The sequence below is a fragment of the Cyanothece sp. BG0011 genome (assembly GCF_003013815.1).
Taxonomy (GTDB): Bacteria; Cyanobacteriota; Cyanobacteriia; order Cyanobacteriales; family Microcystaceae; genus Crocosphaera.
Map to the genome: position 1 here is coordinate 1 of NZ_PRLH01000096.1, position 13,604 is coordinate 13,604.

10 protein-coding genes and 4 pseudogenes are annotated in these 13,604 nt (G+C 37.2%); 7 read left to right on the forward strand and 7 right to left on the reverse strand.

The annotated features are described in order from the left end of the window. The 5 genes and pseudogenes from C4E06_RS28765 to C4E06_RS12295 form a co-directional block, all read right to left on the reverse strand. Positions 1-184: pseudogene (locus C4E06_RS28765) on the reverse strand (RNA-guided endonuclease TnpB family protein); the annotation flags it as partial. 342 nt (positions 185-526) lie between these two features. Beyond that, entirely contained in the window at positions 527-790 is a 264-nt protein-coding gene (locus tag C4E06_RS27880) for a helix-turn-helix domain-containing protein (protein WP_198648592.1), read from the reverse strand. Positions 791-1,030: 240 nt separating this feature from the next. After that, positions 1,031-2,659 (reverse strand): annotated as a pseudogene (gene cimA, locus C4E06_RS12285) (citramalate synthase). A gap of 101 nt (positions 2,660-2,760) precedes the next feature. Further along, positions 2,761-3,102 carry a type II toxin-antitoxin system PemK/MazF family toxin gene (locus C4E06_RS12290; RefSeq protein WP_107668329.1) on the reverse strand — a complete coding sequence of 114 codons (342 nt, stop codon included), beginning with the start codon at positions 3,100-3,102 and terminating at the stop codon, positions 2,761-2,763. Next, positions 3,099-3,332, reverse strand: a complete 234-nt coding sequence (locus C4E06_RS12295; protein ID WP_107668330.1) for a hypothetical protein — start codon at positions 3,330-3,332, stop codon at positions 3,099-3,101. Before C4E06_RS12295 ends, C4E06_RS12290 begins: the two co-directional genes overlap by 4 nt. A 198-nt stretch (positions 3,333-3,530) precedes the next feature. Here C4E06_RS12295 and C4E06_RS12300 point away from each other — a divergent pair, with 198 nt between their 5' ends. Continuing rightward, complete coding sequence (locus C4E06_RS12300; RefSeq protein WP_107668331.1) at positions 3,531-3,884, forward strand: hypothetical protein; 354 nt, start codon at positions 3,531-3,533, stop codon at positions 3,882-3,884. A gap of 6 nt (positions 3,885-3,890) precedes the next feature. Here the strand turns inward: C4E06_RS12300 and C4E06_RS12305 are convergent. Further along, positions 3,891-5,691 (reverse strand): annotated as a pseudogene (locus tag C4E06_RS12305) (SLC13 family permease). 193 nt (positions 5,692-5,884) lie between these two features. On the opposite strand from C4E06_RS12305, the pseudogene hpsL reads away from it, so the two are divergent. The 6 genes and pseudogenes from hpsL (at position 5,885) to C4E06_RS12335 (ending at position 12,479) form a co-directional block, all read left to right on the forward strand. Then, positions 5,885-7,631 (forward strand): annotated as a pseudogene (gene hpsL, locus C4E06_RS12310) (hormogonium polysaccharide biosynthesis protein HpsL). 17 nt (positions 7,632-7,648) lie between these two features. Further along, positions 7,649-8,683 carry a hormogonium polysaccharide biosynthesis glycosyltransferase HpsN gene (gene hpsN, locus C4E06_RS12315; RefSeq protein ID WP_107668332.1) on the forward strand — a complete coding sequence of 345 codons (1,035 nt, stop codon included), beginning with the start codon at positions 7,649-7,651 and terminating at the stop codon, positions 8,681-8,683. A gap of 32 nt (positions 8,684-8,715) precedes the next feature. Next, complete coding sequence (gene hpsO / locus C4E06_RS12320; RefSeq protein WP_107668333.1) at positions 8,716-9,885, forward strand: hormogonium polysaccharide biosynthesis glycosyltransferase HpsO; 1,170 nt, start codon at positions 8,716-8,718, stop codon at positions 9,883-9,885. A 111-nt stretch (positions 9,886-9,996) separates the two neighbouring features. After that, the gene (locus C4E06_RS12325; RefSeq protein WP_009546749.1) at positions 9,997-10,167 is read left to right on the forward strand and encodes an NAD(P)H dehydrogenase subunit NdhS; all 171 of its coding nucleotides are present in this window, start codon (positions 9,997-9,999) and stop codon (positions 10,165-10,167) included. Between the two features lie 75 nt (positions 10,168-10,242). Then, positions 10,243-10,911 (forward strand): HAS-barrel domain-containing protein, encoded by a 669-nt coding sequence (locus C4E06_RS12330; protein ID WP_107668334.1) that lies wholly within the window; start codon positions 10,243-10,245, stop codon positions 10,909-10,911. Positions 10,912-11,018: 107 nt separating this feature from the next. After that, entirely contained in the window at positions 11,019-12,479 is a 1,461-nt protein-coding gene (locus tag C4E06_RS12335; protein WP_107668335.1) for a sensor histidine kinase KdpD, read from the forward strand. Between the two features lie 20 nt (positions 12,480-12,499). Here C4E06_RS12335 and pheS read toward each other — a convergent pair whose 3' ends face one another. After that, on the reverse strand, positions 12,500-13,495 hold the full coding sequence (gene pheS, locus C4E06_RS12340) for a phenylalanine--tRNA ligase subunit alpha (RefSeq protein WP_107668376.1): 996 nt from the start codon (positions 13,493-13,495) through the stop codon (positions 12,500-12,502). Positions 13,496-13,604 lie beyond the last annotated feature (109 nt).

Consider the following 13,604-nt stretch of genomic DNA (forward strand, 5'->3'; position numbering starts at 1 on the left):
GCAGAAAATCTTCTCGAATGTTGGTTATTCTTTTATGCTTTTTTCTTAGTTTCTGGTAATATTTAAACCGCATTTTTAGATGCAGAGATTCCAGAACGACGGTTGCTGTGTACCTATTTCTGTTTCTCCATTGTATCTTTCCTAGCTTGGTTTTCGCTTTTTTGATGGAAGATGGAGCCTCCAAGGTGTTTCCGTCACTAAGAGTGGCAAAAGTTTTTTCCTAAGTCAATTCCTACTTTTTATGGCAGTGTTTCATCTCAGGTCTTTACAAGCTGAAACGGCAAAACTTATATACCATTTCCCTGCAGACCTCGATATAGTAAAGGTTTGAGAAACACAGTTATAAGGGATAGCCTCTTTTAATCTGAATGTTCCCAAAGTAGGAATTTTTTATCTTTTTTCCCTCCTTGACTAATACCTTACCGTTAGAACTATCTACTGTAAAACTACAGTGATTTTCTTTCTTTTTTAAAACGAGGTAAGTCTGCTTTTATTTTAGGCTCTCTCCAACGGGAAAATGCTTTTTTCAAGTCCCTAAAAGCATTCTGATAAATGCGAGATGAATATTTATTTGTCCATAAATTTCTGTTTGCTTTTTAGTAATGTTTGTAAAGACTTTCTTGATAGCATCTAACCGTTTTGAGTCACTGCCAGAAATTTCGGGAATATCCCAGGTGGATTTGAGTAAAGATAAGCCATGATTGTATACAAAGCGAGAAAAGCCAGCACAGCCAGCAAAAAAGCTCTTTTCTTTGTTATTCAGCTTTAATTCTCTCTTAATTGCGTACATGATTAGCTCTTTTGTAATGTTTTGACACTAACTCCTGCTAAATCGGCAAATTCACTTGGTCTATAGTGCATCCTAGACATTCTGTATAGGTATGTCGAGTATTGTACAGGTTTTTGTCTTCTAGAAAAAGCTCTTTAAGATATATGAGGGATTAATTTAGGTTCCAACATTTTCATAATTTGTTATGAATTAATCTTTTTTCCCCACACTCAAAGATATAGTAATGAGTTAACGACATATTCAAGACATGGATTTGACTGGTTTTTTCATAGTTGATTTTAACATAAACCGTATTCAATTCCCTCTACTACGGCTTGATAAGAGGCTTCTAAAATATTAGGAGAAACCCCTACAGTAGTCCACCGTTCATGACATTGCTCGACTCAATTAAAACGCGAGTATTAGCGGAAGTTCCGGCACTCCATCGAGGATTCTAACCTTATAATCCGTGAGATGAAATTGGGCAATTTCAGGATAAAAATTAACTAAAGCTTTCCGTAACGCACTATCTAAGGCAGAAACAGGTCCGTTACCCTCGGCTACCTCTAATCTATCTTCTCCATTCACTGTTACTTTAATCGTCGCTAACGCATTACTATAGGGCATTCCTTCCCCATATAACCTATCACAATGAACTTGGAATCCTTGTAGTTCAAAGAAGCTTTTTGTCTGTCCTAACGCTTGACGCATTAATAGTTCAAAGCTGGCTTCTGCTGCTTCAAATTGATAACCTTCGTGTTCTAATTCTTTAATCCTTGTCAAAATTTCACGACAGGCAGCATCTTCTTTTTTTAACTCAATGCCAAAGGTTTTGGCCTTGGATAAAACATTACTTAACCCGGCCATTTCTGAGATAACAATGCGCCTTTCATTGCCAATATTTTCTGGTTTAATATGTTCATAGGTTAAAGGATTTTTCTGCACCGCAGACACATGAATGCCTCCCTTATGGGCAAAGGCCGAACGTCCCACAAAAGGCGCGTGGTCATCGGGGGCTAAATTAACCATTTCGCTAATTAAACGGCTCGTTTTAGTTAGTTGGGTCAACTGGCTTTCTTCTAAACAGTGATAACCCATTTTTAACTGTAAATTGGGGATTAAAGTACATAAGTTCGCATTTCCGCAGCGTTCCCCGTAACCGTTGATGGTTCCCTGTACCATTCTCACCCCTTCGACCACTCCAGCTAACCCGTTGGCCACGGCGGTTCCAGAATCATTATGAGTATGAATACCTAATTGAGGACTATCTTGATCGGGTTGAATCTCTAAGGAAGTTATCACATCTTTAACAATGCGACTGACATTGTGGGGTAGGGTTCCCCCGTTGGTATCGCATAAAACTAACCATTCTGCCCCGGCTGCTTTGGCGGTTTTCAGGGTTTCTAGGGCATAGTCTGGGTTATTGACATAGCCATCAAACCAATGTTCTGCATCATAAATGACACGCCGTCCCTGACTACGGAGATATTCTATCGTATCGGCGATCATGTTTAAATTTTCTTCTAGGCTGGTTTTTAGCCCTTCGGTGACGTGGAGATCCCAAGATTTACCAAAAATGGTCACCCATCGGGTTCCGGCAGCTAAAATCGCTTTTAAAAGGGGGTCTTCGGCCGCTATTTTATGGGGACGACGGGTCGAACAAAAGGCGACTACTTCGGCTTGGGTAAGGGGTTCTTCTTGTAACTTCCAGAAAAACTGCACATCCTTCGGGTTAGCCCCTGGCCAACCGCCTTCAATGAAGGGAATCCCCATTTTATCCAATTGACGAGCAATTTTAAGCTTATCCTCCAAAGATAAGGCAATGCCTTCTCTTTGAGCCCCGTCTCTGAGGGTGGTATCGTATAGCCAAATTTGATTAGCTGTCCCCATAGAATTATTTTAGCTTTAGTGAATCGGTTGAAAGGCTGTTTTGTCCTATTTTCAGATTACCTCATGATAGGCGATCACGTTCACATACAATAACTTTTATTTTATTGTTTTAGCCAACTGATTAAAATACTTTTGATGCGTTTCAGTCTTTCTGGTGATATATTTCCTAAACGTGCATTAATTACAGATGATTCAACGCTTATCAATCGTCCGAGTCGAATAACAGAAGGAACTTTAAGTCTAGTCTGTAGGTAGTCAGAATCTGAAGGGTTAATAATGTCGTCAAATCCTGGCTTAGCTTGATGAAGACGAGAGGAAATTAAAGCAAGCAATAAATCAGGATGACGACTCGATGAAATGGCAATAACTAAAGCGTGACGGAGTTTCCCTTGTTTCAAGTCTGCTTGAGGAAAACGAATGAGAACAATATCACCTGGTTTCATGGTTGATAGATTTCTTGAGCATCTTCTAAAGAGTATTCAAGTTCATCTTCTTCACTAAAAAATTGTTCTAATGAAAATTTTTTCCAGTCTTCTTCTTTCCAGTCATTGTACTCTGGGTTGGCATTTTGCTGAGTTGATATCAATCGGGTAAAGTTTGCGATTTGTTCAACGATATGATCAGGTAATTTATCAATCTGTTGATGGAGTTGTTCACGGAGAGTCCTAGACATAAACTAAATTGTTTTCTAAATAGGCAAAAACTGATTAATCTGATTATATCAAGAAGAAAAGGTACGTTGGGTTAAAACAAAGAAACATTAATAAACTTGAAAGAGATCATCTTCCCATACTAATCGAAGAGTAAAATAGAGATAGAGGGATCTGCAAAAAAAATTAAGATTATTTTAACCGTATCGAGGTCAAGATTAATGATCAACAAATCCTTAAGTTTACTGTTGGGAATCACCCTATCTTTGTCGGTTTTGGGGATAGAAACCTTAGCTTATCCTAATCGAGTTCGCTTTAATCCTAATGCTGGCGTTCATCGTACCATTATTGCTCCTAATACCAATATCGGTAATGGTTATCCTCGGAGCAATTATAATCGTAGAGGTGGGGGAAATTATACGTTCCGAGAAAGAATTACGATTCAAAGAGATCGCCGAGGTTCTTGTTACTATTGCGGTTATTCTAATGGTTATAATCCCTACGGAAATGATCGAGTCCGTGGTGAAACTTATCGATTGATTCCTCAAGATACCTCTTATCCTTATTACCGATAAGTTAACTTATAAGCCATAAACGATAATAATGAAAAAAGGAACGAGAAAAGTAAACATTAAAGTTAAAGGAAGTCCCACTTTGGTAAAATCTAAAAAGCGATAACCCCCCGGTCCATAAACCATGGTGTTGGTTTGGTAGCCAATGGGAGTGATATAGCTGTTAGAAGCAGCAAACATAACCGCTAACATAAACGCAATGGCATTAAGATTAAGATTTTCAGCCACTTCAGCCGCCACAGGTAACATTAACAAAACCGCTGCATTATTCGAGAGAATTTCGGTGAGTAAAGCAGTGAAAAAGTAGAAGAGAACTAAAACAAAATAATCGGGTAAATAAGCCCCTAACATCACAATATAATTAGCAATTAATTCATTCGTTCCTGATTTATCCATAGCAATTCCTAGGGGAATTAATCCTGCTAAAAGAAAGATAATATCCCAACGAACTGCACCATAAATTTCTCCTGGTTTTAAACATCCTGTGAAAATCATCAAGATGACTCCCACTAAGCTACTGACTAAAATGGGTAAAATATTGAAAGCCGCTAAAATAACAACTCCGAAAACAATGGCGATCGCAATATAGGCTTTATTCTGTCGTAAGGTTTCTATATCCCTTTCTTCTAATACTAATAATTCTCTAGTTGTTTGTAACCCGATAAAGCTTTCTTTCGGTCCTTGAACTAGCAATAAATCCCCAAATCGCAAGCGAACTTTTCCCAGTCTTTCTCTTAATAATTCTTCCCCTCGACGAATAGCAATTACTGTGGCATTATATCGTTGTCTAAACCGTAAATCTTTAAGAGTTGAACCAATTAAACGAGAGTTTGATAAGATAAGAACTTCTGCTACTTTATCCTCGCCAAAGCTTAATTCCTCTTCAATTTCTTCTTGATCAAATTTGACATCAGCTAAAATCTCAACTCCTCTTTCATCTCGAATTTGTAGTAAATCTTCTTTACCGCCTCGAACTAATAAAATATCTCCTAATGATAAAATTTTATCGGCTAAAGGTTGAGGGAAATGGATATCATTATGTATAATTTCTAGAACATCAATATCAAATTTTCTTTGGATTCCGCTTTGTCTTAAAGTTTGTCCGATTAAATTAGAACGGGGAGTAATAATAATTTCACTCACATAGTCTTTCATGTCATAATCAATATCTAATCCATCATTACTAACAGATTTGCGATCAGGTAAAATTCGGGGAGCAATAAATATTAAATAAGTTAAGCCGATAAAAAAAACAGGAATGCCAATGGGAGTTATCAAAAATATACTAAATTCACCATATCCTAACTTCTTTGATAATCCACTGGCTAAAATATTCGTTGAAGTTCCGATAATGGTCATAACCCCTCCCAAAATAGCCGTATAAGAGAGAGGAATTAACAATTTAGATAAAGATATTTTTCTTTTTTTTCCCCAGGATTCTATAATAGGTAAGAAGACAGCAACGACAGCAGTATTATTAATAAAAGCACTGATAAATCCCACAATAATTCCCAGAGAAGCAATTTGTTTCTTTAAGCTTTTTCCTCCTAACTGAAAAAGCAAATCTCTAACAATTTGTAATCCTCCCGTTCGGGTAATTCCGGCACTTAAAATAAACATAGCCATGACGGTAATCGTGGCTGAATTACTAAATCCAGAAATCCCCTCTTCAGGAGTAACTAACTGACATAAAATCAATAAAACGGTAATAGCAATGGCTGTGGTATCTACTGGAAAAAAATTCACAGACAAAGCTAATTAAAGCGAGTAATAAAATAATTAAGGTTAAAACAATGGGTGAGATGAACATAAAAATAACGTTTAACCTGTGTAAAAGGACTAATCATAGCATAAAATCAGTAACATCACTATAATCACTTCAGTTGATTATTTTCTTTTACATTTACATTGTCCACATTACCCGTCACCCTTAGAATGAAAGGATAAAACTTTTTAAAGAAGTGGGTATAATTTATAAGGCAAGTCACCACCATTAATATCTAATGAGACGTTCTCCGACCAGAAAAAAATCCAAAACGAAACAAAAAGAGACGTTATCCGTTGACATCAAAGAAAAATTAGCACAGAAACGTAAAGCCAGAGAAGCTAGACGAAAAACTGATGGGATTAATCGGTTTTTCCTTATTCTTTGCCATACTGGTTGGGGTACCTCTTAGCTTGACCACCAGTCCCAAGATTGGTCTATCAGTCGCCATATTAATTCCTTCACTTATCATCTGTTACAATTATCCTCGTACAGCTTTATGGGCTTTCTTGATCTATATGCCCTTTAGTGGGACTGTTACCTATTGGATTGGTGGTGGTAACGCCCTCTTTCAGCTTTCTAAAGATGGTTTTTATATCCCTGCTTTATTGGGTTTAGTGCAAGATTGTCGACGAAAAAGAAAACCCATTATTGTTTCAAAACCTTTGTTAACCACCTTAATATTATTGTTGATTTGTGCCTTACTAACTTTATTTTTTGTTAATGGTTTTAAACAATTGTTACCAGCTTGTGATTCTCTCAGTGAATATGATAAATTTTTACGAGATGCTAATGGAGAATTAATTCTAAGTGAAAATGGAATTGTTATTGAAACCCCTTGTAAAGTTTCGATTCCCTTCGCTCAAGGAATCCTTGGTTTAAAAATATTACTTGGCTATGTCCCTTTAATTTTTTGTGCTTATCACTTAATTCAAGATAAAAAAAGATTACTTTTTTTAGGACGCTTATTAGTGGTTTTAGCCATTATTTGTTGTGCCTTGGCTTTTATACAGTTTTGGATGCTAAAAACAGGCCGATGTGCAGGAACCGACCATTTAGTTGGAGCGGATTTATTTAAACCGAAACTCGATGCAAGATGTTTTGTGGGAGGCTCCCTTTTGTATGCTCCGAGTCAAGGACAAATTCGATTACCCGGAACCTTTGTTTCCCCTTGGCATTGGGGTTGGTTTTTAGTAGCCAATGCGGCCATTTGTTTTTCTGTTGCCTTTAGTGACACTGCATTTTTCTGGCGAAATGCCGGTTTAGTGGGTATGGCAATGGTCTTTGTTAATGCAATTATTTGTGGTCAAAGATTGGCCTTAGCTCTTGTACCAGCCGTTCTAATTATTATGCTATTTTTAACAGGAAAAATTGCAGATGTGAAACGATTTATTCCCATCGGTGTCGGGTTATCTGTTGTCTTATTTATAGGATTTTCTTTTATTAATCCCGACTTTATTCAAGAGCGAATTGATAGTTTTGTCTCTCGCTGGAATGCCTCTCCCCCCTATTTATTTGTCCAAGAACAATTTGATTATGCTATAAGAGTTCAAAGGGGAATTTTGGGTAACGGATTAGGAGTAGCGACTAACTCCACTCGAATTTTTGGTGATGTTGCCCTGGTAGAAACCTATCATCCTAAACTCTTAGTAGAAATAGGCTATATCGGTTTGGCCGCTTTCATGATTTTTGTGACTCATTTATGTTTTTTAACCTTTAAGGCTTATCAGCCTCTAAAAGATAAAACTTTACGGAGTTTCGCCTCTGGTTTTTGGGTATTTCTTCTAATTATTAGTTATTTCCCTTATTGGTATCCTTTAGATACGGACCCCGTGGCTATTTATTATTGGTTTTTTGCGGGTGTTATCTTGCGAATGCCTCTCATTGATAAGGAAGAAAAAGCTAAACTCAAAGCCCAACAAGCAGCAGAAGACGCATCGAAAAAGCGTGTCAAAACCAAAAGAAAAGCCCCATCAGTGATTTAGATTTTAACGTAAAAATTATGTCTTATCCTTCAATTTCAATTATTATTCCAACTTATCGACGTGAACAAATTTTAAAAGATACCTTAGAGGATGTTCTTAAACAGGATTATCCTCATTTTGAAATTCTGGTTGTTGATCAAACAGAAAGTCATGATCCTACGATTCAAAGTTATTTAGAAAGTTTAGCTAACACCAATAAAATAAAATGGTTTCGTGTTAGTTGGGCAAGTTTACCAGCCGCTAGAAACTATGGGGTTCGTCGTTCTCAAGGAGACATTATTATTTTTATTGATGATGATGTTCAATTACCAGCTAATTACTTATATACTCATCTAAAAATCTATCAAGAAAAATCAGAAATTGGAGCCGTAGCTGGAAGGGTTTTAGATAGAATGAAATTAGCTGATTCTGAAAAAATCAATAATTCTCAAGACCCTTATACCATAGAAATCTTACCTCCAGAGGCAATGGACCCTGGTATTGCCTGGTATTATATCGATTTGGTTCATACGATCAAACCACAAGAAGTGATTTCAACTCGTGGTTGTAATATGTCTTTTCGACGAGAAGTTTTTACTAAATATAATATTTGGTTTGATGAAAGATTTAGAGGAAATGCGGTTAGAGAAGAGTCGGATTTTTGTTTACGTTTACGCCAAACTGGTTATAAAATTTGGTACGAACCCGATGCTTATTTAGTTCACTTAGGAGAGGAAACTGGAGGGTGTCATGATATTAGTACCCGTTCTTTTTCCTATCAAATTACTTTCTATCATAACCATTTTTTAATGGCACTAAAAAACTTGACTTTTTCAGAACAATTACGGCTATATACTAAACTATTTGATTGTCATGTTTTGGGTAATCCTCCTTGTAATAAAGGGGGTTCTCCCATCAAGGTTTTAGTCCGTTTATTATTCTATAGTTTAGGGTTTATAGATGCTATGAAAACAATGATCCTATCTCAGTGGAATGATGGACAAATTTATAGTAAAAATGATATAAATAACCCCCACTTACAGGCTAATCATTCTTTAGAGTCTGTTTCTTAAAATTAAACTATTTATAAATTAAATTATTAATTATGAAGATTTTAGTAGCCAGTCATACTTATATTGTGGATATTAATTGTGAAAAATTCAAAACCTTAGCACAATTAGATCCTAATATTGAAGTTACGATTGTTGTTCCCAAAACATGGAAACCAGGTGGGGTTCAAAACAAAATTATTGAAACTCAATCTCGTATCGAAGGGAATTTTAAACTGATTCCTATTTCTAATTTTAGTCAAAATAATCAGGGATTATTAACTTTTGGCAGAGATATTATTAAACTGTTAAATGAATTTCAACCCGAAATTATTCAAGTAGAACAGGGGGTTAAATCTTTCGCCTATGCTCAATTAATTACTCTCAATAAATGGTTAAATTTAAAAGCCAAAAATGTCTTTTTTACTTGGTGGAATCTTCCCTATGAGTCAAAATTTCCTGTTTCCTATTTAGAACAATATAACTTAAGTAATACCGATGGATTAGTGGCAGGAAATCAAGATGCTGCCGATATTTTACGAGATCACGGTTATGATAACGCTGTCACAGTCATGCCACAATTAGGAGTCGATGAAGTTTTATTTTCACCCAAAAAACAACCAGAATTATCTCAAAAACTAGGAATAAACCAAGAAGACTTTGTTATTGGGTTTGTGGGTAGATTCGTTAAAGAAAAAGGAATTTTGACCCTTTTAAAAGCGGTTAAGTCTTTACCTGAGAAAAACTGGAAACTTTTATTATTGGGCAGAGGAGAACTTCAAGAAACAATTATTAAACAAAGTAAACACTTTAAAATTGAAGATAAATTAATCAGGGTTGAAAGTGTGACTCATGATCACGTTCCTCAGTATATTAACTTAATGAATGTTTTAGTGTTACCTTCAGAAACTACTTATGAATTTAAAACCTTGACGACTGTAGGTTGGAAAGAACAATTCGGTCATGTTTTAATTGAAGCTATGGCTTGTAAAGTACCAGTGATTGGCTCAGATTCTGGAGAAATTCCTAACGTGATTAATGATGCTGGTTTGATTTTTCCTGAAGGAGATTCTGAAGAATTGAAAAACTGTTTAAGTCAATTAATGTTAGATCCTGCTTTGGCTGATAAATTAGCAGAAAAAGGTTATAGAAGAGTATTAGAAAATTATACTAATCAAGCCTTAGCTGAAAAAACATTAACCTTTTACCAATCACTCAGTGATTAGTGAATAAAAAAATTTACTAATAATAGATAATTTCTAAAAATAATCTAATTGTTATTGTTAACTAAAAAAAAGTATGCTATGATTCAAGAGAAAAATTAAATAATAGAAATTATGTTAATTTTACCAGGATCAACCGTTAGAGTAACCAACCCCAACGATACCTATTATCGTTTTGAAGGATTAGTACAGCGAGTCAGTGACGGAAAAGCTGCTGTTTTATTTGAAGGAGGAAACTGGGATAAGCTGGTGACTTTTCAGTTATCAGAAATAGAAGTGGTTTAATAACTAAAAAAACGAATCCACAACTTTAGAAATAGGTTAAGGTAAAAGTCCTTAGTTATCCAAGTTATTGCTATTATGCGCCTCCCTTTACCCCAATTCAGCACAGATAGCCGTCATCCGGATCATATTGCCGAGGTCATAGAAACATCAACCACGCAATTTTTAGCCCAATGTTTAGAACCAGAAGACCTAAGTTTTCCTGTGATGCCCCCCTTCGGCAGTTGGGTAAAATCCTTAGATGAAGAGTCAGGCAATAAAATTGTAGCGGTTGTTACTTATGCCACTACCACTCCCATTGATTCGGTTCATCGCGCGAGGGCGTTGGGCTTATCTTTAGAAGAATTGCGACAACAACAACCGCAAATCTTTGCCATGTTAAAAACAGAATTTAAAGCCACCATTGTAGGTTTTGAGAGTTCCCAAAATGGAGAAAACGGTAATGGCCATAACTTAGGTAAAGTGTATCAATATTTACCCCCTCGTCCTCCTCAAATTCATCAAGGGGTTTATCGTTGTGAGGCCGTAGAAATTATCAATTTTAGCGAGGAAGTAGAATTTTTACGGATATTACTACAAGTTCGAGATGCCCCGGTGGATGCTTTAATTGCTGCTGCTATTCGAGATATTTATCTATTAAGAAAAGCCGATAAAAACTGGTTAGTGAAAGTAGGAAGAACCCTCAGCATTTTACTCAGAGATGATTACGATCGCCTTCAATATATTCTGAGTCAAGTTACCCTTTAATAGAGGAAATTTCCCCTGATACGGTTCGGTTCTACTCCTGTTGTAAATTTCTTAATGCGTTTATCATCAAGGAAGTTAGAGGTGAATGTGTTAAGTAAGAGAAGTTTATGATGATTTCTGAGGCTTTATTAGAAAAATTAAGTGATATTATCAACCGAGAGCCAGGGGTGACTATTGTCCCCTCTGCGTGGGAACCGACGGCCATAGAAATAGAAGAACAACGACTGAAAGCCCAAGGACAATGGGTGAGTGCCATCGCCTCCTTAGAAATCTTATTACTCTCTTACTTAGATAGCACTGTATCTGACAACCCGAACCCTCAAGGATTAATTTTATCAGCGCCGACCCCTATTTTATGCCATCCCAAGCTGACTAACGTCATTCGGACAGGCATTTTTACCCTGCAGCCGAGTCAACACAGTTGGAAACAATTTCAACTCCCTGGGTTTGCTGACGGTGAAAACCGAAGCCATCGACCCAATATTAAAGAATTTCCTCTATTTCCCCAAGATCCCTTAGCCACTGAACAATTTTGTTTAGTTTTAACCCCTCAGTTTTCCTTATTAATGGTGTTAGGGGAAGATAGCTTAGGACTTCCTGCCTTTCAATTTTCCTTTGATCCTGATGTGGTGTATCAGGGATGGTTAGGGTTGCGATCGCGGTTAACTTTAGTGAATCATCCCCAACTCTGCGATTTAGATAACTTAGTTAAACAATTTACCCCTTCGGCTCCCAGTTATCAAGTTGTTACAGAATTTAGCCGTTTATTACTTCATTATTTTCCTCAAATTTCCCCTATTCTTGCGCGAAAAAATCGTTATAGTCAAGAGGTAGAAAATACAGAGGATCAAGGCTTTTCATCTCAGAAAAATGCTGTGACCGCTTCTACTGTTGAAGAGGCCACCGATGTTGCCTTACTCCAAGCCTTAAGTCATGAAATTCGGACTCCTTTAACCAGTATTCGCACCCTGACTCGGTTGCTATTAAGGAACAAAGAGTTAGATCCTAAAATGATCCGCTTATTAGAAAATATTGATCAAGAATGTAGCGAACAAATTAACCGCATGGAACTCATTTTCCGGGCGACGGAATTAAAAAGTCAAGGGTCTCCAGATCCTTCGGTAGAATTAGTTAGAACCTCTTTAGATACCCTATTTCATCAATCCATTCCCCGTTGGAAGCGACAAGCGCAAAGGCGGAATGTTGATTTAGAGATAGGACTACCGAAGAAATTACCTCAAGTGGTTAGTGATCCAGGAATGTTAGATCAAGTATTAAGTGGGTTAATTGAAAAATGTACTCGGAGTCTCTCTGGTGGCGGACAAATTAAGGTACAAGTGAGTACCGCAGGACATCAATTAAAGCTGCAATTTCAGACAGAATCCTATCGACAACATAACCCGTTTAAAGCGTTAGGACAACTGTTATTATTACAGCCAGAAACCGGTAGTGTTAGTTTAAATTTAGATGTTACCAAAAACCTCTTTAATCGTTTGGGAGGGAAATTAATTGTCCGTCAGCGATCGCAACAAGGGGAGATTTTTACGATCTTTTTACCCTTAACTTAGGAGTGTCACTCATGAGTTCATTAAAACTGACTCAAAAACCGTAGATCGCTATTATAAAGACGGCGAATATCATCAATTTGATGTAATACCATAGCAAAGCGTTCGATCCCTAACCCGGCAGCGAACCCGGTATAAACTTCAGGATCATAACCCACTGCTTTTAAGACATTGGGGTCTACCATACCACAACCCATCACCTCTAACCATTTGCCTTTCCACTGGACATCAACCTCGGCCGAAGGTTCGGTAAAGGGAAAATAGCTGGCACGGAATTTAACGGGTAATTCTTCTCCGAACATTTGGGTTAAAAATTCTTTGATGGTTCCTTTAAGATCAGTGAAGGTTAAACCCTTATCTACCGCTAAAATTTCCACTTGATGGAAAACCGCCGAATGGGTTGCATCTACCGTATCTCGCCGATAAACCCGACCGGGGGCGACAATACGAATAGGAGGTTCATGGGTTTCCATGTAGCGTATTTGTACAGGAGACGTATGGGTTCTCATTAAGATATTATCGGTTAAAAAGAAAGTATCCTGCATATCCCTCGCCGGGTGATCCGGGGGAATATTCAACGCTTCAAAGTTATAATAATCTGTTTCGACGTGGGGACCGGTGGCCACTTGATACCCTAACCCCACAAAGATGTCTAACACCCTATCTATGGTACTGTTAAGAGGGTGTAAACGACCTAAAGGACGGGCTACCCCCGGCATAGTCACGTCAAGGGTTTCGGCTGCTAATTGCGCCTTTAATTTAGCGGTTTCTAGGGTGTCGCGTTGCTTCTCTAAATTGGTTTGTAAAGCTTCTTTCACTTCGTTGGCCAAAGAACCCACACGGGGACGTTCTTCTGCGCTTAATTTACCCATCCCTCGCAAAATTTGAGAGAGTTTGCCTTTTTTCCCTAAATAATTAATTCTCAGTTGTTCTAATGCTTCTAAACTATCAACAGCAGTAATTTCTTTTTCTGCTTCTTGTTGTAGGGTTTGTAATTCTGTTTCTAGGGTATTAGACATTGTGGCCATTAATATTAGGATAAGAGAAAAATTTAGACACCCATTCTAGTGTAGCGAATCCCTAGTCAAGAATCAATATAAACTGATAACGGTTATAAATTAACCCTAA